The sequence below is a fragment of the Salegentibacter tibetensis genome (genome assembly GCF_020164485.1).
In the GTDB taxonomy this organism is placed as follows: domain Bacteria; phylum Bacteroidota; class Bacteroidia; order Flavobacteriales; family Flavobacteriaceae; genus Salegentibacter; species Salegentibacter tibetensis.
Map to the genome: position 1 here is coordinate 1 of NZ_JAIQZA010000027.1, position 25,560 is coordinate 25,560.

Annotated in this window: 21 protein-coding genes, 1 tRNA gene and 1 pseudogene; 18 read left to right on the top strand and 5 right to left on the bottom strand. The window is 37.0% G+C overall.

Translation table 11 applies throughout. From position 1 onward, the window contains the following. Nucleotides 1-497 (top strand): FAD-dependent oxidoreductase (locus LB467_RS13460; protein ID WP_224474568.1); only part of this gene is annotated, 497 nt, incomplete at its 5' end. Nucleotides 498-725: 228 nt separating this feature from the next. Beyond that, entirely contained in the window at nucleotides 726-2,210 is a 1,485-nt protein-coding gene (locus LB467_RS13465) for a S41 family peptidase (protein ID WP_224474569.1), read from the top strand. A 191-nt stretch (nucleotides 2,211-2,401) separates the two neighbouring features. Here LB467_RS13465 and LB467_RS13470 read toward each other — a convergent pair whose 3' ends face one another. Continuing rightward, entirely contained in the window at nucleotides 2,402-3,448 is a 1,047-nt protein-coding gene (locus LB467_RS13470) for an alpha/beta hydrolase (protein WP_224474570.1), read from the bottom strand. 188 nt (nucleotides 3,449-3,636) lie between these two features. Here LB467_RS13470 and LB467_RS13475 point away from each other — a divergent pair, with 188 nt between their 5' ends. The 4 genes and pseudogenes from LB467_RS13475 to LB467_RS19085 form a co-directional block, all read left to right on the top strand. Further along, on the top strand, nucleotides 3,637-4,488 hold the full coding sequence (locus tag LB467_RS13475; protein WP_224474571.1) for an IS4 family transposase: 852 nt from the start codon (nucleotides 3,637-3,639) through the stop codon (nucleotides 4,486-4,488). Then, nucleotides 4,419-4,697: a transposase gene (locus tag LB467_RS19215; RefSeq protein WP_224474572.1), complete on the top strand. Its 279-nt coding sequence runs from the start codon at nucleotides 4,419-4,421 to the stop codon at nucleotides 4,695-4,697. The genes LB467_RS13475 and LB467_RS19215 overlap by 70 nt, the downstream gene beginning before the upstream one ends. 926 nt (nucleotides 4,698-5,623) lie before the next feature. Further along, nucleotides 5,624-6,445 carry a carbonic anhydrase gene (locus tag LB467_RS13485; protein ID WP_224474573.1) on the top strand — a complete coding sequence of 274 codons (822 nt, stop codon included), beginning with the start codon at nucleotides 5,624-5,626 and terminating at the stop codon, nucleotides 6,443-6,445. Between the two features lie 96 nt (nucleotides 6,446-6,541). Next, a pseudogene (locus LB467_RS19085) lies at nucleotides 6,542-6,676 on the top strand (transposase); the annotation flags it as partial. A 346-nt stretch (nucleotides 6,677-7,022) separates the two neighbouring features. Here the strand turns inward: LB467_RS19085 and LB467_RS13495 are convergent. Beyond that, nucleotides 7,023-7,820: a hypothetical protein gene (locus tag LB467_RS13495; protein ID WP_224474574.1), complete on the bottom strand. Its 798-nt coding sequence runs from the start codon at nucleotides 7,818-7,820 to the stop codon at nucleotides 7,023-7,025. A gap of 654 nt (nucleotides 7,821-8,474) precedes the next feature. Here LB467_RS13495 and LB467_RS13500 point away from each other — a divergent pair. Genes LB467_RS13500 through LB467_RS13510 form a run of 3 tightly spaced genes read left to right on the top strand, consistent with a single transcriptional unit; the run spans nucleotide 8,475 to nucleotide 10,379 of the window. Further along, nucleotides 8,475-8,681, top strand: a complete 207-nt coding sequence (locus tag LB467_RS13500; RefSeq protein ID WP_224474575.1) for a hypothetical protein — start codon at nucleotides 8,475-8,477, stop codon at nucleotides 8,679-8,681. Between the two features lie 44 nt (nucleotides 8,682-8,725). Then, nucleotides 8,726-9,925: an ATP-grasp domain-containing protein gene (locus tag LB467_RS13505; protein WP_224474576.1), complete on the top strand. Its 1,200-nt coding sequence runs from the start codon at nucleotides 8,726-8,728 to the stop codon at nucleotides 9,923-9,925. Nucleotides 9,926-9,932: 7 nt separating this feature from the next. Further along, nucleotides 9,933-10,379 carry a hypothetical protein gene (locus tag LB467_RS13510; RefSeq protein ID WP_224474577.1) on the top strand — a complete coding sequence of 149 codons (447 nt, stop codon included), beginning with the start codon at nucleotides 9,933-9,935 and terminating at the stop codon, nucleotides 10,377-10,379. Nucleotides 10,380-10,587: 208 nt separating this feature from the next. On the opposite strand, the gene LB467_RS13515 is transcribed toward LB467_RS13510, so the two are convergent. Beyond that, nucleotides 10,588-10,660 (bottom strand) — tRNA-Phe (locus tag LB467_RS13515). 106 nt (nucleotides 10,661-10,766) lie between these two features. On the opposite strand from LB467_RS13515, the gene LB467_RS13520 reads away from it, so the two are divergent. The 6 genes from LB467_RS13520 to LB467_RS13550 all read left to right on the top strand — a co-directional run bounded on the left by LB467_RS13520 (nucleotide 10,767) and on the right by LB467_RS13550 (nucleotide 18,413). After that, entirely contained in the window at nucleotides 10,767-11,498 is a 732-nt protein-coding gene (locus LB467_RS13520; protein WP_224474578.1) for a type III pantothenate kinase, read from the top strand. Continuing rightward, the gene (locus tag LB467_RS13525) at nucleotides 11,495-12,748 is read left to right on the top strand and encodes an outer membrane protein transport protein (RefSeq protein WP_224474579.1); all 1,254 of its coding nucleotides are present in this window, start codon (nucleotides 11,495-11,497) and stop codon (nucleotides 12,746-12,748) included. Before LB467_RS13520 ends, LB467_RS13525 begins: the two co-directional genes overlap by 4 nt. Before the next feature lie 22 nt (nucleotides 12,749-12,770). Continuing rightward, nucleotides 12,771-14,144 carry a tetratricopeptide repeat protein gene (locus tag LB467_RS13530; RefSeq protein ID WP_224474580.1) on the top strand — a complete coding sequence of 458 codons (1,374 nt, stop codon included), beginning with the start codon at nucleotides 12,771-12,773 and terminating at the stop codon, nucleotides 14,142-14,144. A gap of 1 nt (nucleotide 14,145) precedes the next feature. After that, nucleotides 14,146-14,718, top strand: coding sequence for an LPS export ABC transporter periplasmic protein LptC (lptC, locus tag LB467_RS13535; protein ID WP_224474581.1), 573 nt, complete (start codon nucleotides 14,146-14,148; stop codon nucleotides 14,716-14,718). 189 nt (nucleotides 14,719-14,907) lie between these two features. Beyond that, entirely contained in the window at nucleotides 14,908-16,197 is a 1,290-nt protein-coding gene (locus LB467_RS13545) for a hemolysin family protein (RefSeq protein ID WP_224474583.1), read from the top strand. Nucleotides 16,198-16,292: 95 nt separating this feature from the next. Continuing rightward, nucleotides 16,293-18,413 (top strand): peptidylprolyl isomerase, encoded by a 2,121-nt coding sequence (locus tag LB467_RS13550; RefSeq protein WP_224474584.1) that lies wholly within the window; start codon nucleotides 16,293-16,295, stop codon nucleotides 18,411-18,413. A gap of 339 nt (nucleotides 18,414-18,752) precedes the next feature. Here LB467_RS13550 and LB467_RS13555 read toward each other — a convergent pair whose 3' ends face one another. Continuing rightward, complete coding sequence (locus LB467_RS13555) at nucleotides 18,753-19,670, bottom strand: GYDIA family GHMP kinase (RefSeq protein WP_224474585.1); 918 nt, start codon at nucleotides 19,668-19,670, stop codon at nucleotides 18,753-18,755. After that, a complete protein-coding gene (locus tag LB467_RS13560) occupies nucleotides 19,667-20,986 on the bottom strand; it encodes a hydroxymethylglutaryl-CoA reductase, degradative (protein ID WP_224474586.1) in 1,320 nt (439 codons plus the stop codon). Before LB467_RS13560 ends, LB467_RS13555 begins: the two co-directional genes overlap by 4 nt. Before the next feature lie 180 nt (nucleotides 20,987-21,166). On the opposite strand from LB467_RS13560, the gene LB467_RS13565 reads away from it, so the two are divergent. From LB467_RS13565 to LB467_RS13575, 3 genes are all read left to right on the top strand, one after another. Further along, the gene (locus LB467_RS13565) at nucleotides 21,167-23,338 is read left to right on the top strand and encodes a S9 family peptidase (RefSeq protein ID WP_224474587.1); all 2,172 of its coding nucleotides are present in this window, start codon (nucleotides 21,167-21,169) and stop codon (nucleotides 23,336-23,338) included. Between the two features lie 5 nt (nucleotides 23,339-23,343). Beyond that, nucleotides 23,344-24,918: a peptide MFS transporter gene (locus LB467_RS13570; RefSeq protein WP_224474588.1), complete on the top strand. Its 1,575-nt coding sequence runs from the start codon at nucleotides 23,344-23,346 to the stop codon at nucleotides 24,916-24,918. Between the two features lie 78 nt (nucleotides 24,919-24,996). Next, entirely contained in the window at nucleotides 24,997-25,533 is a 537-nt protein-coding gene (locus tag LB467_RS13575) for a thioredoxin family protein (RefSeq protein ID WP_224474589.1), read from the top strand. The last annotated feature ends 27 nt before the right edge of the window (nucleotides 25,534-25,560 follow it).

Here is a 25,560-nt window from a genome sequence, read left to right on the forward strand (position 1 = left end):
AAGCCAGAAACACCCATACCTGGATGCAGGAATCAATTAAAGCTGGTGTTGTTTACAAAGAGCCTTTTTGGAAAGACCATAAAGTTTCAATCATTGTAAGTAACCAGGGTCCTGTTATAGAATATTATGACCATAGCGATTCTACGAATTCTAGATTCGCCCTGTGTGGATTCTTACATCCCGCTTCTGGAAATCTGAAAAGAGTAGAACGGGAAGAAAAGGTCATTACTCAGTTAAAACGTCTGTTTGGGAGAGAAGCAGGAGAATACACCAGTTACGAAGAGGTTGTGTGGCAAAATGAAAAGTTTACAAATGCCAATACGGGAGAAACTTTTCTGCCCCATCAAAACAATGGAAACAGCATTTTTAAGGAGTCACTTTATGGTGGAAAAGTATTGATTTCAAATTCTGAAACATCACCCGTTTACGGTGGGTATATGGAAGGAGCAGTTTTTTCCGGCAATCAGTTGGTTAATAAGATGTTGAAGGAGAAATAGACAGGCGATTACCAGGAAGCAAATTTTAAGGGTCTGTTGTCGTAAATCTTCTTAATAACCCAGGATTATCCCAATGTTCTTGGAAATAAACCTATACAGTATGTTATGGGAGAATCTTTATTTTGGCACAGTTGATGCACTATACAGGATACACCAAATCTTATGCAGTTGAAATTATAGAGGCAGGACTCTCAATTACTGCTGTGTAAATAAAAATCAGGAAAACATATGAGAATTAATAAATTATTTGCGATGCTCGCTTTATCGGGATTCTTTCTTATCTCTTGTGAGAAGGATGACGAAGAGCTACAAAATGCCCTCTCGGAAACCGAGAAAAATTCTAAAACAGAACAAGCCAATGAAATTGAAGTGGAACATTTCATCTATAAAGGCATGAACGACATTTATCTATATAAGGCTGATGTACCCGAGCTTGCTGACTCTTATTTTATAGACGATACAGAGAAGAACGAGTTTCTGTCCGGTTTTGGATCTCCCGAAAAACTTTTTGATGCTATTGTTTCCTCACAGGATAGATTTAGCTTTCTTACAGATGATTATATAGCGCTTGAGGAAAAATTTGAAGGAACCAGCAGTAGCACAGCTGGGATGAAATATGGACTGGGACGTATAGGCGGAACTAACAATATTTTTGCATTTCTTCAATATATTATACCCGGAACCTCTGCCGACGAAGCCGGACTCACCAGGGGAACTGTTTTTACTGAGGTAGACGGGGTGAAATTGACTACGGATAATTTTTCAGCCTTACTCGATAAGAACTCTTTGACGATCAATATTGGGGAAATTCAAAACGGGTCGATCGTAATGAGTGATGAAACTACTACGTTACAGCATTCACAATATATTGCCAATCCGGTGCATATCGCTAAGACTCTTGATGTTGAGGGTCAAAAAGTAGGATATATCATGTACAATAGTTTTATCGCCGATTTTGATGGTGAATTGAATGCTGCTTTCGGTCAATTCAAAGCCGAAGCTGTGACAGATCTTATACTGGATCTAAGATACAATGGAGGAGGTTCTGTAGAATCGGCAGTGGACCTTGCCAGTATGATCACAGGTCAGTTCGAGGGAGAGATCTTTATGAAAGAACAATGGAATAAAAAATACCAGGACCATTTTGAAATGAACAATCCTGAAAGATTAATCAATCGTTTCAATTCAGAGATTAGAACTACAGAAGCTATTAATAGCCTTAATCTTTCGAGAGTTTATGTCTTGACTTCAGGAAAGACAGCCTCGGCGAGTGAGCTAGTGATTAACGGTCTTGAACCTTATGTTAACGTTGTTCAGGTAGGAGAGACTACCACAGGAAAATTTCAGGCTTCGGTAACGCTTTATGATAGTTCAGATTTTTCCCGTGATGGTGCCAATGAAAATCATAAGTATGCGATTCAGCCGCTAGTTTTTAAATCTTCCAATGCTGCAGGAAAATCAGATTATATTAGTGGATTGGAGCCGGATGTAGTTTATGCAGAAGACCTTAGTGACATGGGTGTTTTGGGAGAAACTTCAGAGCCTCTTTTAAAGGCTTCTCTGAACCATCTCCTTGGGAAAGCTCAGCAAACGAAAAGCGCCTCTGCAAAGATGGCTGCGGAAAAATTTAGAACCGTAGGTGAGAGCGGTATGAACAGTCCCACTTACCAAAAGATGTATACAGACAAATTGCCACCGGTAATTCCGGAGTAATTTTAGAAGAACTATAGATAAAGAACCTGCTTTTTTGAGCGGGTTTTTTTATTTTCGAAGATGTAAGAAAAGAACCAAACACCGTACTCGCCTCTTTAATAGCTAGGATCCCCAGCTTTTCACTACGTACTTTGCATTCTTTCGTGACCTGCCTGTATATCATAAATATATTTTCTCTATTCAATATGGAATTATTTGTCATTAAAACTTTCCTTAAGTCGTTCTGCTGCCATTTTTTGTGCCTCAACAGCCTGTTCCAATACGGCTGCCATTCCGAAAAATTCATGAGTTACACCTGAAAAAACCTCTCTTTTAACATCAATGCCTGCTTCTTTTAGTTTTTCTGCCAGCTCTCCACCTTCATATTGCAATGGATCAATTTCTGCATTGATAATAGTTGTTGGTGGCAATTGACTCAAATCAGCATCTATTAAATTTACTAGCGGTTCCTCCTTAGTTTCCCAATCTGGAACATATTTATTGAAAAACCACTTCATAAGACCCCTGTTTAGGGGAACTGCCTTTTCATATTGATCATAAGTTGGTGATTGTACATCTCCATCTGCGATTGGGTAAATGGCAAGAATATGCACAGGCATTTTTAAACCCTGCTCTTTTGCCATTAAAGGCACGGCAACAGCTAAATTTCCTCCCGCACTCTCACCGGCAGTAGCTATGTTATTTGGATCACTACCCAATTCTGCTGCATTTTCCACTACCCATTTGTAGGCAGCATAAGAATCATCATGAGCCGCCGGAAAAACGTGTTCCGGTCCTAACCTGTATGCTACAGATACTACTATGGCATTTGTGAGATCAGAAAGTGCGATAGCTGAAGGCTCGTAGGTATTAAGATCTGCTATAACCCAGCCTCCGCCGTGATAATAAACAATCACCGGTAAATTTTGTTCCTGACTATTTGCTGAAACTGGCTTATATATTCTAACGAGGATACCTTCTTCAGGTCCTACAGGAAGTATCTTATGAGAAATATCCACTTTTGGCTTTGATGCCTCTATTCCCGTCTTTGTAAGCAAAGCCATTACCGCTTCTACCGGCAATTTTGCATTTCTAAACTGAAACGGACTTATTTCTGAAACCTTTGGATTTTCAAAAGCCATGAATTGTTCTATGACTGCCAGCATTTGAGGATCAATGTTTGGAGCCCAGTCAGGATTAGGACCCATAGGTTGGATTTCCATAGGATTATTAGTATTTATCACTGGTCCTGTTTTCATGTCCTGTGCCCGCAAGGGAGATGAAATGAAGACAAAGAGAAGTACTGCAATTAACATTCTAATATTACTAGTGATGCGTTGATTTTTTTAATATGTTTATAATTATCTGATAATAAAATACTTATATGCGTTCTTTGATTTTTTGATTTGAATTGATCAGTAGCTTTGCCCTTTTTTTATGGCAAGCTATGAATACAGGTAAATATATTTTCGCTCAACTTTTGCAGTTTATTAACCGCTATGAGTTTGAAAAGTGCGTTTCCAAATACAATGGAGACCACGGAATAAGGGAGTTCAATTGTTGGAACCAATTTATTCAATTATTCTTTGGTCAGCTAACTGCCCGAAACTCGTTACGCGATATTTGTACCTGCCTGAAAGCCCATCAAAACAAGCTATACCATCTCGGTATTAAAAAGCAAGTTAATCAATCAAGCATTTCACGAGCCAATGAAAGTAGGGATTGGAGAATATTTGCAGAATTCGGTCAGTATTTGATAGACCAAGTCAGGCCAATGTACGCTGATTTTCCAATTCCCAACATCGATCTTAAAAATGAGGTGTTTGCATTAGATTCAACAACAATCTCATTGAGCTTAAAACTTTTTAGTTGGGCTCCGGGAAAATATTCTCGTGGCGCTATAAAAATGCACACATTGTTGGATCTAAGAGGGAGTATTCCCTCTTTTGTAATGATTACCGATGGTAAATATCATGACAGCAATATATTGGATGTAATTGCCCCTGTAACTGGAGCAATATATCTGATGGATAAAGCATATATAGATTTTGCCGCATTATACCACATGCATGAAATGGGTGCTTTTTTCATTTCCAGAGCAAAGACTACGATGGATTATACTGTTAGTGAAAATAATTACAACATCGATCTAAGATTTGGGCTGAAAAGCGATAAGACAATCCTATTAGCCGGGTTAAATCAAGTAAACTTTATCCCGAACCGCTACGCTTGGTTGAATATTACGATGATCAAAACGATATCCTGCTTACTTTTCTGTCTAATAATCATGAAGTATTAGCTCTGGAAATAGCCAACCTTTACCGCAATAGATGGCAAGTTGAGACTTTCTTTAAATGGATAAAACAAAACCTATCCATAAAAAAATTATGGGGACATTCAGAAAATGCAGTCAATATCCACATTTGGGTTGCCATATGCACCTACCTCATTGTAGCACGTGTCAAACATGAAATGAAAAGTAATCTATCAATCTATGAAATCGTGTAAATATTAGGGATCTCAGTATTCGATAAAACTCCTTTAAACGAAATCTTAACCGACTATCAAACAAATCAAAATGACAAAGAACAACTGAACTTATTTAACAACTAAAATTAACGCATCAGTACTATTCTAATATTAAAAATTTCACTGCGGGAATCCTGTTTTTGATTCAGTTTTAAACTTTTCATAGTCATATTTTAAATTACTTATCAAATTACAACTTGTTCATTAATAGCGAATTATAGTTAACAGTCATTTAGTGAAACTCTAACTTTATTTATAGGTTTTAAAAGATCAGGTGAATTTTGAAGAGAATTTATTTCAGGTACAAATTGTGGCTTACAATTAGAGCTTTGTCGGAAAGTGCAGCCAGACTGAAGCAAAAGTGGCTGAACAAATAAAGCTGACAACAATAAACCCTGCGCATCAAGAAAAGCAAGCCAACTTGAAGGATGTTCGATCTGAAATAAAATAAAAAGGGGTCACGACATCAAAATGATGCAGTTTCAGACAAGAGTTTTACGGAGTATTTAAAGCTTATGAAGATCCATAAAGTTTATTTTATTCCCTGTTTTAATCCCTCATTGAGGGTTTAACCCGCCTGCCCGAATCATTCAGGCGGGCTTGCCTCGAATGTTTTAAAAGTATTTTCCAATGCATACCTCGTGGTCTTGCTCCGAGGTTTTTGATTAGAACCAATAATCTACAAGGCTTTTCAATTTGACAGGTATGATTTACAGGGAAGTAAAATTCAACGGGCATTAATACTTTATCTTTTATTTATGAAATTGTTTAGAATAGTTTTAGATGAAAATATAATAATTGATTTTAAATTTCCATTGGAACATTTACATCATATAATTTAGGTAATGTTTTAGTTATACATATTAATATTTACTGTTCAAATATAAATTATAAAACCTAGAGAGATGATTATAAAAAAATCACCGTTCGCCTTATACTGTGTGTTATTTTTAATGTTCGTGCAAACTTCCTGTGCACAGACCCAGGAAGCTTTAAGCTCCCAGGAAAAGGAAAAAATCAAAAGGGAGAAAAATATGCAGAATCCTCAATGGAGAAAAGATAATTATATAGTAAATAGAGATTCAGCCTTTGCAAATCCGTATTACGCCTTACAAAAATTAAAAGGTGGCAACAAAAGGTTTGAAGAGGGGACAAGTATACATCCCCGCCAGGATCCTGCTCTTATTCAAAGTTTATCGGAGGGCCAGGCACCCTTTGCTATTATTGTAGGATGTTCAGATTCTCGGGTTTCTTCTGAAGCCTTATTCGATCAGGGATTTGGAGATCTTTTTGTGGCCAGGACTGCGGGACAGGTAATGGCTCAGGCGTCATACGCAACAATTGAATATGCTTATCTCAATCTGGGTACAAAATTAATTGTTGTGTTGGGCCATACCAGTTGTGGTGCTGTGAGTGCCGCGGTTAAAATACCTGCAGATCCACCTGGTCATATTGTAACATTGATCAATGCCATAAAGCCTGCCGCCCTTGCCGTAAAAAATATGGAAGGTGATGAAATAAATAATGCAGTGCGGCAGAACGTAATAAACCAGGTAAATGATTTGCGGGAGCTGGAATCGGTGTTGAGCGATGCTTATAGCAAAGGGAATCTTCTTATTATTGGGGCCGTTTACAGTCTCGATACAGGAAAGGTTGAAATTCTGGACGAAACCATGGAAAATTTCCCTCCTACTAATTTTGGTACTGAAGATATTACAGGATTATAATTTTCAGTATTTACCTCAAACTCAGATATAGTCACTGCGAGAAAACTTTTCTGGAAAGCGGTTATTCAATAGTTTTCATAGAGAACTTGTAATGAAAATTACTTTATCAACAGAAGTACAAACGCATCAGCAGAATCTTTCAATGCAAAGATAAAAGCGTTTAGGGCTCAGTTTAGAGGAGTAAAAAATGTAGAATTCTTCCTCTACAGATTAACTACAATTTTTGCATAAACACAACAATTGGGCTTGATCCTTGATCCATTATTTTGCACCCTATGTAACACCCTAAAATTAAAAAACCCCGAAAACATTGCTGTTTTCAGGGTTTTAAGGTGGTGCCTCCAGAAGCTCACCTCTTAAACCATCCATGGACTAGTTTACACAGTAATACATGTTCCAAGAGTACTCTAATCCAGATTTTGAACTGTGTGACGATAATCTACACTGGAAAAAACTTGAGCATATTCTACAGCTGTAGTAAAATAGACCAGTGAACTTAGAAAGGAATTTCCGTTAGAACCTGGAAATCTCTTCTCAAACTTTTGATTACTAAAAGATCTTTTAATGTAGTTGTAACTTAATTTTCCTCAAGGGGACTAGGTGCAGGATTTGTATCAGTCTCATTTTTAGAATTAGCAGGAACAGAGTTTGATTTAGGTTCTCTGAATTCATCATATTGAGTTTTAGAGGCAGATATAATGTCAAATGAATAAGCAAACTTCAAACCGATAGCACTCATGATACGGTTTTTTATAATGCTATTATCACTGTAATCTAGGGAACTTTGTACTTGACCATCTATAATATATTGCGAGGCTGATGGATTATCCGGATCATAATTACTCCCATAATATCTGTCTACAAAAAAGTCAGTTGGTTGCTTTAATTGAAAAAATTCGAATGTTAAAAACCCAGAAAAACCACCAGAACGTAGCCCTAACCCAAGTCCTAAATCTACAGTGTTACTTAAATTACTATCGGAGGAAGTAAAACTAATTGGATTTACAAATAAAGCAACCGAAAATAATCCAGGGCGATATGTAAAATGTTTAACAGTTACCTCATCGCCATTTTGGTCAACATCACTGTAATAATTTGTAATTGTACTTACGAAAGGTGTAAATACAATCCCAGTACTAATGTTAGGCTTAAGTCTTGAAGCGTCATCAATAAAAACACTTTTATTCGATTTATCGACCTTAGGAAGTTCGTATACGTTCCCATTCGCTATGACAGAAATCCCGCCACCTGCAAAAAAATGGATTCTTTCATTCCAGCTATCGATGTAATTTCCTGTTTTTCGAATTAGTGTATCTTGTGAAAAAACAGAGATTGTATAGATAGTAAAGATCAATAATAGTAGTAATTTTTTCATAATAACAAGTTGTTAGAAGTTAAATTGGAGATATGAATATATCTAAACAATTCATAACTGGTGACTTATAAATTATAAAAAGACAAAAATATCGCTATCTTATCGTGAAAGCGCTCTTAATTTTGATTCCCTCTAAGGGCTTTCCTTTCTCAAATGGCTTAGTTGTTCTGAAATTAAAATAGTAGTCCAAAGACTTATTCGTACTTGAATGGGTAGCTTAAGGGATATCAATATCAAATTTTAATCTTATAAAAAGTATTCTGCACTAGAAAAATATTGAGCATTATCAAGAGCTTTACAATTTTGAGCCACTGGTCTTTGTTTTACTTATTGCGCTTATCATTCTTTCGTAGCTACATTATTATCGAATAGAGGCTATGAGATTTTAGGAATAAATTTATAAAATATTAAGATAATTTTATAGATTTATCTCCCAGGTCATTTGGCAGCTTCACTTTCGCTACAAGCTACAATCTGCTTCATGTTAACTGGCCAATGATGTACTTAAAATGGCAGCTTCTCACTACTCGCTTTGAAATTTCTGATTTTGAATATAGTATCAGAGAGTACCGGGAAAAATCATCTTGGGCTTATTCAGCAACCTAGTTGTTAGCGATCAATAAAACTTATTAATGTTCGAAGAAATAACGGCCAATGGATCAGAAAAGAATTTGGAAAGAATATATAAACGCACAAATCAAGATTTTAGAACACAAATCAAAGCCCATTGGAATTGATAATTCCGAACCTTGTGTAATCGAAGGTCAAAAGCTGGTGTTAACTGTTGATCAAGAAATCTATAAAAGAAAAAAAGAACAAAATCCACAAATTGAGGAAAAAAATCTTCTGTATATTCTGTGAAACAATATTTACAACAGTAAATTTGCTGCTCTAAAAGTACAAGTATGATTTTATTGGGTAAACCTTACGTTTCAGATTTTTTGGTGAAAACAATCAGGGAGAACAAATTTCCGGTAATAGCAACCAAACATGCAAGGGAAATGGTTCAGGAAGAAAACCTGAACTGGATATCTGAGGAGGATGCCGTTGCACAAATTATGAAAAATAAAGAAAGTGTCATCTATTCAAATTCAGAAAACAACATACAGTGGCTTCAGGAAAATGCTTCCGGTTCGTTGCTCCCGGGACAGATTGCACTTTTCAAGAATAAGATTCGGTTCAGGGAATTGATAAGGACCTCTTTTCCCGATTACTTTTTTATAGGAGTAAAATATGCTGATCTTCGGGATATTGATCCTGAAAACTTGAAATTTCCATTTATTATAAAACCTTCAGTTGGCTTTTCTAGTATTGCAGTTCATAAAGTTGATAATTCCCTTGAATGGCATCAAGTTTTGGATGATATTGAAATAGAAATTGAAGATGCTCAGGATATGTTTCCTAAGGAAGTAATAGAACTTACAGAGTTTATTATTGAAGAATTCATAGATGGGGAAGAGTATGCGGTCGATTGCTATTTTGATAAAGAGGGAGAACCGGTGATTTTGAATATTCTTCACCACATTTTCTCATCTGCCAAGGATGTAAGCGACCGGGTGTATTACACTTCCCCTGAAATTATCGAAAAACATAAAGATAAGGTTCAGGATTTTCTGCAGATGGTAGGGAGAAAAGCACTTCTAAAAAATTTTCCGGCACACCTGGAGTTACGTATCACAAAAGAAGGCAGGATTAACCCTATAGAAGTAAATCCTTTAAGGTTTGGAGGCTTTTGTACAACTGGGGACCTGTCATTTTACGCCTATGGAATCAATTCGTATGAGTACTTCTTTAATTCAAAAAAACCCGACTGGGATAAAATTTTTTTAACGAGAAGAGGAAAACAGTTTAATCTTATCGCACTAGACAACAACTCAGGCATTAAAGTGAAGGAAATAGAAAGTTTTGATTATGAGGCACTTTTGAAGAATTTTGAAAAGCCGCTCGATCTGAGAAAGATAAATTACAAAGTTTACCCCCTCTTCGGAATGCTTTTCACAGAAACGGTAGTGGGAAAAAATGAAGAGATTGACCGGATCCTTCATTCGAATCTCAAAGAATATATTGAAGTTAAAGGAGAATTGGTCAATGCGACAGATTCCTAATAAATAAGTGGATATTCAAAAATTAACGGCTCCTGTTTTTAGCCTGATCACTCCAGGAAATATCTCAGCCCGGTATGGTCGAACAATACTATTTTATAATCTTCTTCAAAAGCGGGATATACAAACCTCCACATGTTCTTGCAAAAGCGCTTATCATTACCAGGCCCTCCAGGAAGAAGGCAGCGGATTTTATGTTCGGGTTGACAGGCATCTTAAAACCAATAGAAGGATTCTGAAAAGGTTTAATAAGGCAGGAAAAGCCACGGTTAAATCTGAAGTATTAATAGAACAGGGATTCAACCCAAAGTTTTTTACCCATTACTGGAAAAATGCTCAGGGAGATGTTTATCTTTTTGTATATGAATATGGATTTCTGAGCAGGAAAGAAAATGGAATGAAAAAATTTGTACTGGTAACATGGCAATCGTACATGGAGAATGGTCAAATTTCCTAAAATGTAGAGCATTTTCTGGAGCCATAAAAAAATAGTGTTCTGACAGGTCGCAATATTTCTCGCATAAGTCGAAAATCTTGAGGTGCCAAGAGAAGCTGCCAGGGGCTTGAGAGCAAAATTCATCCTCCACTCAACAATCCTTAGGTTCGATTCCCAGTAGGAAATACATAAACAAAAAAACCCAAGACTTTCGTCTCGGGTTTTCAAGTGGTGCCTCCAGGAATCGAACCAGGGACACAAGGATTTTCAGTCCTTTGCTCTACCAACTGAGCTAAGGCACCAGTTGCTTTGTTATAAGCGGTTGCAAATATATATCCATTTTTATAATCTCACAAAGGAAAATTTAAAAAAATGCTTTTGTAATTTAGCCGGCACAACTAATTTGCTATGAATTTAATTATTGATGTAGGTAATTCTTCGGTAAAAGCTGCTGTTTTTCAGGAGGCTAAACTTTTAGAAACTTATATAAGTCCGCTTGAAAATTTTTTAAAAAAAATTCAGGAAATAAAGAAAGATTATCCTCAAATCACCTTTTCCATACTTTCTTCGGTAGTGAAAAATACTTTAGAGATGGAAAAAATCCTTAAAAAGGAGACTAAACTCTTTATTTTAAACGAAAATACTGAGTTGCCTTTCAAAAATAAATATGCTTCTCCCCAAACATTAGGAAAAGATCGTTTGGCACTGGTGGCCGCCGGGTCTTTAAAGTATGAAAATGAAGATTTATTGATTATAGATGCCGGGACCTGCATTACTTTTGATTTTAAGAATAATAAGAACGAATATTTGGGAGGTGCAATCTCTCCCGGATTGCAAATGCGCTTAAAGGCCCTTCATCATTTTACGGCCAAACTTCCTCTGGTAGATTTAGAGGAAAACATTGGTTTAATAGGCAATTCTACACGAAATAGTATCTTATCTGGAGTCTTGAATGGTGTAGCTGCAGAGCTCGATGGAATTATAGACCGCTATAAGACTGATTATAAATATTTAACAATTATTTTAACAGGAGGGGATACGCAAATTTTGTCAAAGCGGGTAAAAAATGGCATATTTGCCAACCCGAATTTTCTTTTAGAGGGTTTAAACTACATTTTAGAATTTAACAAGACTCAATGATTAAACGATTTATAGTAATCGTAGCTGTTTTTTTTACGGTGGTTACTACAGCTCAGGAAAATGTATCATCACCCTATTCTTACTACGGAATTGGACTTACCACGTTTAAAGGAACGGTAGAGAACAGGTCTATGGGGGGATTGAGTATGTTTTCAGACAGTATTCATCTTAACCTTAGAAATCCTGCAGGTTACGGAAGGTTAAGAAGGACTACCTATGCCATTGGGGGGTCACACGAAAGACTTAATTTAAGCTCGAATACCGCTGAAGATAACGCTAAAGTAACTTCTTTAGATTATTTGGCGATTGGTATACCGGTAGGAGGAAACCTTGGTTTCGCTTTTGGGGTATTACCATATACTTCTGTGGGATATCAAATTCTGGATATTAGAGAAGAAGTAGCGAGCAGGCTGGAAGGCCGTGGCGGAATGAATAAAGCTTTTCTTTCAGCCGGATACCAAATTCTTCCTTCTTTGAGTATTGGGATGGATGTAAATTATAATTTTGGAAATCTTCAGAATCGAAGAACACTTATACGGCAACAGGTACAGATAGGTTCAAGGGATGTGAGTAGATCAGATCTTATGGGTTTTAATTATAATTTTGGGGCCGATTTTCAGCAAAGACTTAAAAACGGACTCAATTTACACGCAGCTGCGACGTATTCCCCAACTACTACTATAAATGCTGAAAATTCCAGACAATTGGCTACAATAGCTTTTTCTGGTAGAGGTGGAGAATCAGTGGTGGAAGAAAGAAATATAGAGGTGGCAGATTCAGAATTGACACTTCCGGCTAAATATACTCTTGGTTTAGGGCTGGGGAGGCCTAATAAGTGGTTTTTTGGTGGAGAATATGTGAGTACTGATGATAATTCTTTTTTGAGTATTAGTAATGCAGGTGGTGGAAATGCAAACTTTTCAAATGCTTTTCAATATAAATTTGGCGGATATTATATTCCCCAATATAACTCAATTACAAATTACTTCAATCGTGTTGTTTACAGGGCAGGATTCAGGTTTGAAGAGACTGGTTTGAGTATCAATAATCAGGATATTAATGAGTTTGGCATCACTTTTGGAGTTGGACTACCTGTAGGACCGGGATTTTCTAATATAAACCTTGGATTCGAGTATGGACAGCGCGGTACAACCGATTCAGGTTTAATTCAGGAAGATTTTTTCAGGCTTTCAGTGGGGCTTTCCCTAACCGAAGCCAGGAGATGGTTTGAAAGAAGAAAATTTAATTAACCACAATAATAAAACAAGAAAAATGAAAGCGAGATTTATAGCATTGATTACGGGAGCCGTTCTAGGTTCAAGTGTTTTAAGCGCACAGTCTAACGATTGTGCAACAATGGCTGCTTTAGCATATGATGATGCTAAAGCGAAAAATTACGATGCCGCTTACGAACCTTTGATGAAAGTAAGGGAAGAATGTCCAAAATATAGTTTGGCTACATTCCAGTATGGAGAACGAGCTCTTAACTATAAAATTGAAAACGCTGAAGGTGCCGAAAAAGAGCAATTTATCGAAGAGCTTATCAGTCTTTGGGAAGAACGTTTGGAGTTGTTTCCCAATAAAACTTCTAAAGGGAAAATTTATTCTGATATCGCGCAGTTAAGATTTGACAACAAAATAGGAACAACAGAGGAGCTTTATAAAGCATTTGATAAAGTATATATTGAAGATCGTGAAAATTTTACCAGTCCAAAAGGTTTGTATGCTTATTTTCAATTAATGGTAGATATGCAGGATGCCGGTGAGAGAGAGCTTCAGGATGTTTTTGATAATTACGATAAGGTAATGCAGAAGATTGAAGAAGAAGAAAATGATGCTGCTGAAAAATTAGCGCCGTTGTTGAAAAAACAGGAAGACGGTGAAGATCTTACTGCAAAAGAGAAAAAGCAAATTAGCAATGCTGAAATTAACTTGAATAACTACAACAGTGTAAAAAATGCTTTAAATGCAAAACTTGGCGCAAGGGCAGATTGTGATAATCTTATCCCTTTATATAAGAAAGATTTTGATGCCAAAAAATCTGATGTAGATTGGTTGCAGAATGCTAACGCGAGATTATCTGCTAAAGATTGTACTGAAGACCCATTGTTCTTCCAGGTTTCTGAAGCTTTGCACCAATTAGAGCCTTCTGCAAGTTCTGCTTACTCTTTAGGTCAGTTGGCTGAAGCTGATGGCGATAGAACTAAAGCTTTAGGATATTATAATGAAGCTGCGGAGTTAGAAGAAGATCCTAACGATAAGGCTAGAATTTACTATAGAATCGCTTCTAACTATAAAGAGAGAGGTAGTTTTTCTCAAGCAAGAAATTACTATAGAAGAGCAATTGATGCCAAGCCGTCTTTAGGTAATGCATATTTGCAAATCTCTAATATGATTGCGCAAAGTGCTAATGACTGTGGTGATAATACTTTTAATAAAAGAGCTGTTTATTGGTTAGCTGCAGATTATGCAGCAAGAGCTGCAAGAGTAGATCCTTCTATTGCATCTAATGCGAATCAAACTGCTACTGCTTATAGAGGTAGAGCGCCACAAAAATCTGATGTGTTTCAATTGGGTAAAAGTACCGGTGAAGCTATAAACATTGGATGTTGGATTGGGGAAACCGTGCGTATCCCACAAATGTAATATGAGAATAACATATAAGGAAATAATAACAGGCATTGTCACGCTCATAGGCGTGACAATGCTTTTTTCATGTCAGGGTAATCTTGATGAAATTCGGGCCTTAGACATGGAGGGCGATGCACCTCAGGCTATTGCGCAGGGGATTAACCTTAAGTATACCGATTCTGGCAGAATGGTGGCCAATTTAAAAAGCCCCAAAATGATGGATTTTACCAATAAAGAATTTCCTTACCGGGAGTTTCCCGATGGTTTGGAATTGGAGATATTCGATGAAAACAACGAGAAAAGTACAGTTACCTCCGATTACGGAATAATTTACGATGGGACTAACCTAATAGATCTGCAGGGTAACGTAGTAATCTATACTGCCGATAGTATGCGCCTGGAAGCTTCACAATTATTTTGGGACCAGAATATAAACTGGGTTTTTACCGACAAGCCTAACACTATTAAATTCCCGAATGGGGCAATTAACGAAGGTGAAGGTTTTGATGCTAATCAAAATTTCGGTAATTTTCGATCACGAACCAATGTTGGGGTTCAAATAATAAAAGACAATAAACCCGATGAGTAAATATTTTAAATATTTTGAATTCGCTTATTTATTTATAGCTGCTTTCTTCCTGTTTGAGAGTGTTAGAATCTGGAATTCCGAGCGCAGCAGGGCATATTTATTCATTTTTTTCGTTGTTATATCTATCTTTATGTTCTTTTTTAAAAGACGTTTTAGGCGTAAGATTGAGGAGCGTAACAAGCAGGAATAATGGAGACTGAAATTCTTATAATTGTCCTTTCCTTGATTCTCTCTGCCTTCTTTTCCGGGATGGAAATTGCCTATATTTCTTCCAATAAGATTTATATTGAAATAGAAAAACGTCAAAACGATTTTCTGGCTACCGTTCTTAAAAGATTAACCAAAAAACCTTCAAAATTCATTGCTACCATGTTGGTGGGTAATAATATTGCCCTGGTGGTTTATGGTTTTTTCATGGGAGATTTACTAATGAACTGGCTTCAGGGGCTTCAGCCTATAGATAATGCGTTTCTGGAGTATCTTATATTAGATTTAAATCTTTTTACACAAACGGTAATCTCTACCCTGGTAATTTTACTTACCGCAGAATTTCTTCCTAAGGTATTTTTTCAGATTTATGCAAATTCAATGCTTAAATTTTTCGCAGTGCCTGCCTATATGTTCTATGTACTATTTGGTCTAATCTCTACTTTTATAATATGGATTTCAGATTTTATACTGAAAAGATTTTTTAAGACTGAAGGAGATGAAGTGCAACTGGCGTTTAGTAAAGTTGAGCTCGGAAATTTCATCAATGAACAGATGGAGACCGTTGAAGACGATGTGGAAGTAGATTCTGAAATTCAGATTTTCCAAAATGCATTGGAGTTTTCAGATATAAAAGCAAGGGAAGTAATGGTGCCAAGAACCGAAATTATAGCGGTAGATCAACACCAGGCACCTCGGGATCTGGTGAATACTTTTACTGAAACCGGCCTTTCTAAATTGCTTATCTATAATGAAACTATAGATGATGTAATTGGCTACGTACATTCGTTCGAACTTTTTAAAAAGCCCGAATCTATAAAATCTATACTCCTTCCGGTTGTTTTTGTGCCGGAAACCATGTGGGTGAAAGATGTGTTAAGCAACCTCACTAAAAAGCGTAAAAGTATCGCGGTGGTTATAGATGAGTATGGAGGCACCAGCGGCATGATAACCGTTGAGGATATTGTAGAAGAACTTTTTGGTGAAATTCAGGATGAACATGATCCTGTGGTGCTTACTGAAGAAGAATTAGGAGAAAACCATTATAAATATTCCGCCCGTTTAGAAGTAGATTATTTAAATGAAACCTATAAACTCAATATCCCGGAAGGGGAAAATTATGAAACCCTTGGGGGGTATATTGTAAACCATACCGAGGAAATTCCGCAGCAGAACGAAGAATTACAGATAGATAATTTTTCATTTAAAATCCTGGAAGTTTCCAATACTAAAATAGAATTGGTAGAGTTAAAAATTAAACCTGCAGATTAAATGGCGAATAGTTAATAATTTGCTAATTATAAGTTTTATAATTAGCTTAAAAACATTATTTTCGCCCACTATATTTCGATAAATAACAACTACAAATGGCAGTATTAAATAAAATCAGACAGCGTTCTGTTTTCTTGATCATCATCATTGCATTGGCACTTTTCTCTTTTGTCCTTGCCGATGTAATTCGTAACGGAGGCTTTTCTTCGCAAAAAGACCAAAATACAATCGCAACCATAAATGGTGAAGAGGTGAGCAGGGAAGATTTTGCCCGTCAGGTAGAAGCTTACCAGCGTAACATGGGCTCTAATGCGAGCACCACCCAGGCTGTAAGTCAGGTTTGGGAACAAACCCTTCGTGAAACCATTCTTAAAGAAGAAATGGAGAAACTTGGGATAAGAGCCGGGAAAGCTCAAATTAGAGAAGTGATGCGCACCCAAATGGGGAACAATCCTGCCTTTAAAAACGAAGCCGGTATGTTTGATGAAAACCGTGTTCGTGAATATATTTCCAGTATGAGATCTACTCAGCCGGAAGCTTACCAACAATGGTTACAAATGGAGAGTAATATGGGTGATATGGCTCGCCAAAACATGTATTACTCTATGGTAACCGCCGGGATTGGCGCTACCATTACCGAAGCTGAACAGGCTTATCGTTTCGCAAATAACAGCGTAGACCTTCGTTTTGTTCAGTTGCCTTATTCTTCGGTTTCAGATGATGAAGTTGATGTAAGTAAGGATGAAATTAGAGATTATATTAAAAAGAATCCGTCGCAATTTGAGACCGAAGCATCAAGAAATATCAGGTATGTTTATTTTGAAGAAAAAGCTTCAGATGAAGATGTACAGGAAGCTGAAGAAGCTCTAACTTCTTTAATTGAAAGCCGTGTAGAATATAATGCGGTAACCAATAGTAACGATACGCTTCCAGGTTTTAATACTACTAATGATTATGAAGATTTTGTAGAAGCAAATTCAGACCTGCCTTATGAGGATAGGTTTGTGTTCAAAAATCAATTGCCTTCAGAATTTGCCGACGAGCTGTTTAATTTAGAAGAAGGAGAGATTTTTGGACCATACCAGCATAATGGATATTTCAAACTATCAAAATTAGTTGAGACCAAACAAATTCCAGATTCAACAAAAGCAAGTCATATTCTTGTGGCTTACCAGGGGCAGCAATTTGCTCCAGATGTAACTAGAACTAAAGCAGAAGCTGAAGCTTTAGCCGATAGCCTTACAAATGTGATAAGAGGAGATAAAGATAAATTTGCTGAACTGGCTGCTGAATTTTCTTCAGACCGTTCTAACAATCAGGATGGGGGAGACCTTGGTTATTTTGGGCCTGGAATGATGGTTCCGGAATTCGATAGCTATGTGTTAGATAACAATCCGGGAGATATAGGGGTTGTAGAAACCGATTTTGGTTACCACGTTATTCATATTGAAGAGCAAACCGAAAGAGAAAAAGCAGTGAAAATTGCTACTATCGCCAGAGAATTAGAAGCTTCAGAACGTTCCAGAAACAACCTATTTAACGAAACTACTAAATTCGAGATTGCTGCAAAAGAAGGAGATTTTTCTGAAGTTGCTAAAGCAAGTGAATATAATGTTAGGACTGTTAATAACGTAAAAGCACTGGATGAGAATATTCCGGGAGTTGGAAGTCAAAGAAGAATTGTTCAATGGGCTTTCGAAGATGAGGCAAGTGTTGGAGATATTAGGCGTTTTGATATTCCTTCAGGATATGTTGTGGCGCAATTAACGGCCAGGAACAAAGAAGGCTTAATGACTGCTGAAAACGCTTCTTCTAAAGTAATACCTGTTCTTACAAAACAGAAGAAAGCTGAAATTCTTAAGGAAAAAATTAAAAGTAAAGATCTTCAGGAAATTGCTTCTGCTAACAATACAATAGTACAGACTGCAAGTGCAGTTAATCTTTCCAGCCCAACACTACCGGGTGCAGGAAGAGAGCCGGAAGTTGTAGGATCTGTATTCGCTTTAGAACCGGGAAGTGTGAGTAATCCTATTGCCGGAGACAAAGGAGTTTATGTAGTGGAGCTAGAGAGTAAAAACGAAGCGGCAGAAATGAATTCTTACCGCGGAATTGCAGAGCAGGAAACTGCACAAAGAAGACAAAATGCTTCTGTAAGGCTTTTTGAAGCACTTCGTAAAAAAGCAGATATTGAAGATAATCGTGCGAGATTCTACTAGTAGAATAAGCCTTTAGATATACAAAGCCCCGGTAATTTTTACCGGGGCTTTTTTTTTGCTTAGGTCTGTAAAACCAAAATTAAAAAAGAGATGTCATTACGAACGAAGTGAAGTAATCTCTAACTCGATTGCCAATGATGATCCTACGTCACCCTGAACTCGTTTCAGAGCCTGCTCCGTAATTTATTCGGAGGCCTAACTTGTAAACATTTAGATAAAGTTGTTTCAGGATTCAAAAAAGGAAACGTCATTACGAACGGAGTGAAGTAATCTTTAGATCCGTAACTAAAACTTAGAGATTGCTTCGTCCTTAGAATGAGGATTTTAAAAAATGTTTTGTTAAAGAACAATATCCTCAAACGCAAAAATCGTTTCAAAACCTTTTTTACTGAAATACTCAAAAACCTCTTCTTTTCTCCCTGTAACCATTACAAAATCACCACCCCAGCCACCAAGGCTTTTAACCGCTCCCGGGAAATCTGGAAAGCGTTCTTGTTTTATTTTTGGCGTTTGAAGTGCTTTTGATAATAATGTTTCATGAATGTTGATTAAAAGTTCAAATTCAGTCAGCGTTGTGCAACTAGCAAACTGTTCTGTTAGCGAAGATATTTTCTCAGTTAACCCGGTTTTATTGGCTTTCGGTAATGCCTTATAATGAGCGATAGCCTCACGACTGTTTTTTTTCTCATTCAGATAAACAAAAAAAATATTTTCTGAAAACTCAGGATTAAAATGAGTCTTTAAAATGGAAGGTCCATTTTCGGTAAGTTGATAAGTTATCGGCTGGTTGTTTTTCGCTGCCGCAATATCATAACCACTGCCGCCAAAACTGTTTTTAAGCAGTTTATGCGCGTCAATTTTGAACCATGTAGCAATGTTGTTAATTAAAGTTGAAGACGTCCCTAAGCCCCAGTTTTTATTGAAATTTAATCGGGTGTTAACTTCAAATCCAGATTTTTCTTTTGAAAATAATTCTCGGTTTAAAGAATGGGCTGCGTTTAAGATTTGCAACAGTTTTTCTGAAACTCCGTCTTTTTCAGAAACAAGTTGAAATTCATCATTTTTGAACTCAAACTCTCCCTGAAACCAAAGTCTATCGTTTTCATCAAAACTATTCCATTGAATATTTTTTCCTTCAGAAGCTTTTACCTCCAGCGACTGACCAAATTTTGTAGGAAGGGCCAGGGCCTTGGCGCCATCTAAAACAGCATATTCTCCGGTTATTAAAAGTTTTCCGTTACTGTAAAACTCTTTCATGAACTTCTTAATTTTTTCAATTCTTCAACCGCGCTGCTGTGGGTTACGGTATGTTTTGTGAAATATTGGGTTAGCGTTTTCTTCTCGGCTGCAGTGGCATTATACTGATTTAAAATATTCATTAAATGCATTTTCATGTGCCCTTGCTGAATTCCAGTGGTAGTTAAGGAATTAATCGCAGCAAAGTTTTGTGCAAGTCCGGCCACGGCCACAACTTTCATTAATTCCCTCGCCGTAGGTTGCTGTAAAATATCTAAAGCCAGTTTTACTAAAGGATGTAAACTTGTTAATCCGCCAACGGTTCCCAGCGCTAATGGAATTTCGATCCAGAACTTAAAAATACCATCTTTGATGCTGGCGTGGGTTAAGCTGGAATATTTTCCATTTCTGGCGGCATAAGCGTGAATTCCTGCCTCTACTGCCCTAAAATCGTTTCCGGTAGCAAGAACAACAGCGTCAATTCCGTTCATGATCCCTTTGTTGTGGGTCACGGCACGATAAGGTTCAACTTCAGCAATATTCACTGCCTGGATAAATTTCTTTGCGAAATCTTCACCAGATAAATCTTTATTTTCATCGAGGTCTTCCACCGGGCAGGAAACTTCAGCTCTCACTAAACATTCAGGCACATAATTAGAAAGAATACTCATAATAATTTCGATATCCTTTTCTTCAGAAGAAAAATCGGTGTACTGCTGAGCTTCATTTTGAAAAACTTCAGCGAATTTTTCGAGGCAGGAATTTATAAAATTCGCACCCATAGAATCTTTAGTCTCAAATTCGCAATGCAACTGATAGTAATTGGCGATTTCAGCTGTTTTATCCTTCAGTTTTATATCTAAAATCCCTCCGCCGCGTTTTTCCATATTACGGGTAATGGGTTTTACTGCTTTCAGAAGCTTTGGTTTTGTAGTTTCAAAGAAGTGCTCGAGCTTTTCATTATTTCCGAAGAAATTAAAATGAACCTGGCCTATCTTTTTAGTGTCTATAACTTCAGCTTTAAATCCGCCCCGGGTTCTCCAGAATTTTGCCGCTTTACTTGCTGCAGCGATCACCGAGCTTTCTTCAATTGCCATGGGAATGGCTAGTAAATCTCCATTAATTAGAAAATTTGGTGCCAGCCCGAACGGCAGGTAAAAATTTGATAAAGTATTTTCAGTAAATTCGTCGTGGAGCTGTTGTAACCGGGAATCTTCATTCCAGTATTGTCTAAGTATAGCCACGTCTTCGGGGCGATCTTTAAGGTAGGTTTCGGCCAGCCAGTCTATTTTTTCCTTCTTATTAAGTTTAGAAAAGCCGCTGATAGGTTTTATCATTTTTAAGCAAATTTATAGTGAGCAAAGATACAATTGTTATTTAAGGAGAGTAGTCTTTCAGTTTTTAGAAAATTCAGGGAAATATATCTTTAACAAATCCTTAGTATTTAACACTCAAATCCTACTTTTTTTGCTGAAAATTTAGTAAACTTGGCAATCAAAATTCATTCTATAAATTTTATGAAGTTCTCTAAAATACTGGTTGGGTTGTTAATAGCGGCAACCTCAACAATTTACGCTCAGGATAAAGAAATTAGCCTCGAAGAAATTTACGATGGCACCTTTAGACAGGAACGTTTACAATCCCTACAATCTTTAGATAATGGTAAGGAATACCTGGTTTTAAATCGCGACCGCGATGCCAATACTACTAGCATAGATGTTTATTCTTACAAGAGTGGGGAGAAAGTTAGAAGCCTATTAAACAGTGAAGATCTTAGTGAGATTTCCGGATTTCAGGGATTTGAGCTTAGTGAAAATGAAGATAAGATTTTGCTTTCTACAGAGCTGGAACAAATTTACCGACGTTCTTCCCGTGGAATTTATTATATCTACGATGTAGAAGATAAAATCCTTACCAAATTAAGTGATAATAAAGTGCAGGAGCCTACTTTTTCTCCTGACGCTTCAAAAGTGGCTTATGTTTTTGAGAATAATATTTATACCTATGATATCGCTTCAGCTGAAGAAACGCAGGTAACCACAGATGGTAAGAAAAATATCATTATCAACGGGGTGACCGATTGGGTTTATGAGGAAGAATTTGCTTTTGTAAGAGCTTTCGATTGGAATAAAACCGGGACTCATTTAGCTTACCTGAAATTTGATGAAACCGAAGTTCCGGAATTTTCAATGGATATGTTTGGGCAGAATCTATACCCAAGTCAGCATGTTTTTAAATATCCTAAAGCGGGAGAAGCAAATTCTGAAGTTTCCCTTTATACATACGAGTTAGCTACAGAAGAAAGCGAAAAAGTGGAATTAGGAGATTATGAAGATTTTTATATTCCAAGAATTAAATGGACGCAGGATCCTGAAATTTTAAGCGTTCAGGTTCTAAACAGGCACCAAAACAATTTAGACCTTATTTTTGTTGATGCTGAAGATAATGAAGCTGAAGTGGTAATGAATGAAACCGATGAAGCTTATATTGATATCACTAATAACCTGACTTTCCTTAAAGACAACAGTTTTATCTGGACCAGCGAAAAAGACGGGTGGAACCATATTTACCTTTATGATGAAGATGGTGAATTGGAAAACCAGGTTACTGAAGGAGAATGGGAAGTAACCAGTTATTATGGTTATGATGAAGATTCTAAGAGAATTTTTTATCAAAGTACAGAGAACGGAAGTGTAAATCGCGATGTGTATTCCATTAAAATTAACGGGAGAAGCAAAACCCGTTTAACCGAAAAAGAAGGAATGAACAGCGCCGATTTTAGTGCCGATTATACTTACTTTATCAACTCTTATACCAGTACTGAAACTCCTTACAAATTCACATTGCACAACGCCAAAAACGGAAAGCTGGTTAGAAAGATTAAAGACAACTCTGCTTTACTTGAAAAAGAAGAGGCGTATGATTTCGCTCCAAAAGAATTAAGCACCATTGAAATTAATGGCAATGAGCTTAATATGTGGACTATCAAACCAAATGATTTTGACGAGAATAAAGAATATCCATTATTGATGTTCCAATACTCGGGTCCCGGTTCTCAAAAGGTTTCCAATTCTTATTTTGAAACTAACGATTACTGGTATCAATTACTTGCCAATGAAGGTTATATCGTCGTTACTGTAGATGGTCGTGGTACCGGGTATAAAGGAGCTGCTTTTAAAAAGGTCACTCAAAATGAACTTGGTAAATACGAAGTGGAAGACCAAATTTCTGCTGCGAAGAAACTGGGAGCAAGAGATTATATAGATGAAGACCGAATTGGAATTTGGGGATGGAGTTATGGTGGCTTTATGTCGTCTAACGCCATCTTAAAAGGAAACGATACTTTCTCCATGGCTATAGCCGTAGCACCGGTAATTAGCTGGAGATTTTACGATAGTATCTATACTGAAAGATATATGACTACCCCGCAGGAAAACCCTTCTGGTTATGATGAGAATTCTCCTATAAACCACGTTGAAAAATTAAAGGGAGATTACCTTTTAATTCACGGTGGAGGAGATGACAATGTACACCTACAGAATACTATGAGAATGGTTGAAGCTTTGGTGCAGGCCAATAAGCAATTTGACTGGGCGATTTATCCTGACAGGAACCATGGAATTTACGGTGGTAATACAAGATTGCACCTTTATACAATGATGACAGATTTTATAAAAGAAAAACTATAATCTAGATGGCAACAGCAACTAACAGAGCTCCTCAAAAGGAATTATTTGGGCATCCGGTAGGCTTATATATTTTATTTTTCACTGAGATGTGGGAACGCTTTTCTTATTATGGAATGCGTGCTATCCTGGTTTTATATTTAGTAAGTGCCACTACAGATGGTAATGCCGGACTTGGATGGACACAAGGTGAAGCTTTAGCCCTTTACGGTTGGTATACCATGTTAGTTTATGTGGCTTCGATTCCGGGAGGGATTATAGCCGATAAATTATTAGGCCAGAAGAAAACGGTGTTATGGGGTGGGATTATCCTTGTAGCAGGTCACGGTATTTTGGCTGTAGAAGAAATGTGGGCTTTTTATACAGGACTGGGATTAATTATTATTGGGGTAGGGATGCTTAAGCCCAATATTTCCACAATGGTAGGAGGTCTCTATAAGCCCGGCGATATAAGAAGAGATAAAGGATTTACCATTTTTTATATTGGAATTAACCTTGGTGCTTTTCTTTCCAGCCTTATCGTAGGCGGAGTTGGAGAGTTTATAGGTTGGCATTGGGGCTTTGGGCTTGCTGGAATAGCCATGGCTTTTGGGCTTATTGTTTATTTATGGGGACAAAAATACCTGGTGAACGTAGGTAACTTACTATCTAAAGTAGAGCGAAGCGAAGGAGCATCTTTAAGCGGGCTGTTTGGTGATTTATTTAACTCTCCTATTCAATTAGTCGTATCTGCAATCTTAATGATAGGCTCTATTTATGTACTTATTGCTGAATCTATTCCTTATGGCTTTTTATGTATCTTTTTAACCCTGGTGATCGCTATGATGCTCATGGTTTATAAGGACCTTACTACGCAAGTAATGAAAGATCGTTATGTTGTAATGCTGTTATCCTTTATTCTTGTAATCGTTTTCTGGGGAGCCTTCGAGCAAGCCGGCGGTTTGATGAATATCTATGCATTAGATAAAACCAATAGGTCTTTGCCTTTTGCAATTCCTTTTATTGGAGATGAAGTTCCGGCTTCCTGGTTTCAATCTCTAAATGCTTTATTTATCATCTCTTTTGGGGTGCTGGTAGCTAATTTTTGGGCACGTAGAAAATTAAAAAACAAAGAAGCTTCTTCTATTTTTAAAATGGCAATAGGAGTTATAATTATGGGGCTTGGTTTTGTGTTTATGGCCGCAGCTTCGGTTCAGTTTGAAGCTAATGGATCTTCAGCGATGTATTGGCTGGTATTAGCTTACTTATTCCATACCATTGGAGAATTAAGTTCTTCGCCGGTGGCGCTTTCTTTTATCACAAAATTAGCGCCTGTGAAATATGCCTCTTTAATGATGGGAGTTTACTTTGCTGCAACAGGTTTAGGAAATAAATTAGCTGGAGTTTTAGGAGAATTTGCGGCAGATGCGGGTGACCTGGCAATATTTTCGGGGATAACCATATTTACCATAGCTTTTTCTATTATTGTTTTAATAATGCTGAAACCTCTAAAACGACTTACCCACGGGGTTGAAGATGAAGAACGGGAAATGCTGGAGACAGAGCAATATGAAATTGCAGATACTGAAAGGGATAGTAAATAATCTAAAAAAAGTATTTAAAACAAAAAACGTTCTTTAATTTTAGGAACGTTTTTTGTTTTAAAACCCTAAAAGGAATAAATGATTCGAATAATTACCATAGTTTTTCTATTTGTAGGAATAAGCACTCAGGCTCAGGAAATTAAATGGATGAGTATGAATGAGGCTTTGGCGGCTCAAAAAGAAGAGCCTAAAAAGATTTTTATGGATGCCTACACCGTTTGGTGTGGTCCCTGTAAGATGCTCGATAAGAATACCTTTACAAACGGTGATGTGATTGAATTTTTAAATGAGAATTACTATCCGGTAAAATTTAATGCTGAAGGTCCCGAGGAAATTGACTTTAAGGGGCAGGTGTTTACAAACCCGCAATATGATCCTGATAAGACTGGTAGAAACTCTTCGCACCAGCTGGCCAGGGCTTTAAAAATCACGGGTTATCCCAGCCTTGTTTTCTTTGATGAGGAAGCTAATTTATTAGCGCCTATTCCGGGATATAGAACGCCTCAGCAGCTGGAATTATATCTAAAACTTTTTGCTGAAGATGAATATAAAAAAATGACTTCAAAAGAAGCCTTTTCAGAATACCAGGAGAATTTTAAAGGTTCTTTTAAATAAAATACCTTAGCAAAATTTGACGAAGTT

Bases quoted from the DNA above. Each gene is read 5' to 3' on its own strand.
- LB467_RS13550 (WP_224474584.1), top strand. From the start codon at position 16,293: ATGGCAGTATTAAATAAAATCAGACAGCGTTCTGTTTTCTTGATCATC.
- lptC (WP_224474581.1), top strand. From the start codon at position 14,146: ATGAGAATAACATATAAGGAAATAATAACAGGCATTGTCACGCTCATA.
- LB467_RS13575 (WP_224474589.1), top strand. From the start codon at position 24,997: ATGATTCGAATAATTACCATAGTTTTTCTATTTGTAGGAATAAGCACT.
- LB467_RS13525 (WP_224474579.1), top strand. From the start codon at position 11,495: ATGATTAAACGATTTATAGTAATCGTAGCTGTTTTTTTTACGGTGGTT.
- LB467_RS13555 (WP_224474585.1), bottom strand. From the start codon at position 19,670: ATGAAAGAGTTTTACAGTAACGGAAAACTTTTAATAACCGGAGAATAT.
- LB467_RS13565 (WP_224474587.1), top strand. From the start codon at position 21,167: ATGAAGTTCTCTAAAATACTGGTTGGGTTGTTAATAGCGGCAACCTCA.
- LB467_RS13475 (WP_224474571.1), top strand. From the start codon at position 3,637: ATGAATACAGGTAAATATATTTTCGCTCAACTTTTGCAGTTTATTAAC.
- LB467_RS13485 (WP_224474573.1), top strand. From the start codon at position 5,624: ATGATTATAAAAAAATCACCGTTCGCCTTATACTGTGTGTTATTTTTA.
- LB467_RS13470 (WP_224474570.1), bottom strand. From the start codon at position 3,448: ATGAAAACAGGACCAGTGATAAATACTAATAATCCTATGGAAATCCAA.
- LB467_RS13545 (WP_224474583.1), top strand. From the start codon at position 14,908: ATGGAGACTGAAATTCTTATAATTGTCCTTTCCTTGATTCTCTCTGCC.
- LB467_RS13505 (WP_224474576.1), top strand. From the start codon at position 8,726: ATGATTTTATTGGGTAAACCTTACGTTTCAGATTTTTTGGTGAAAACA.
- LB467_RS13560 (WP_224474586.1), bottom strand. From the start codon at position 20,986: ATGATAAAACCTATCAGCGGCTTTTCTAAACTTAATAAGAAGGAAAAA.
- LB467_RS13500 (WP_224474575.1), top strand. From the start codon at position 8,475: ATGGATCAGAAAAGAATTTGGAAAGAATATATAAACGCACAAATCAAG.
- LB467_RS13530 (WP_224474580.1), top strand. From the start codon at position 12,771: ATGAAAGCGAGATTTATAGCATTGATTACGGGAGCCGTTCTAGGTTCA.
- LB467_RS13570 (WP_224474588.1), top strand. From the start codon at position 23,344: ATGGCAACAGCAACTAACAGAGCTCCTCAAAAGGAATTATTTGGGCAT.
- LB467_RS13520 (WP_224474578.1), top strand. From the start codon at position 10,767: ATGAATTTAATTATTGATGTAGGTAATTCTTCGGTAAAAGCTGCTGTT.
- LB467_RS13495 (WP_224474574.1), bottom strand. From the start codon at position 7,820: ATGAAAAAATTACTACTATTATTGATCTTTACTATCTATACAATCTCT.
- LB467_RS13465 (WP_224474569.1), top strand. From the start codon at position 726: ATGAGAATTAATAAATTATTTGCGATGCTCGCTTTATCGGGATTCTTT.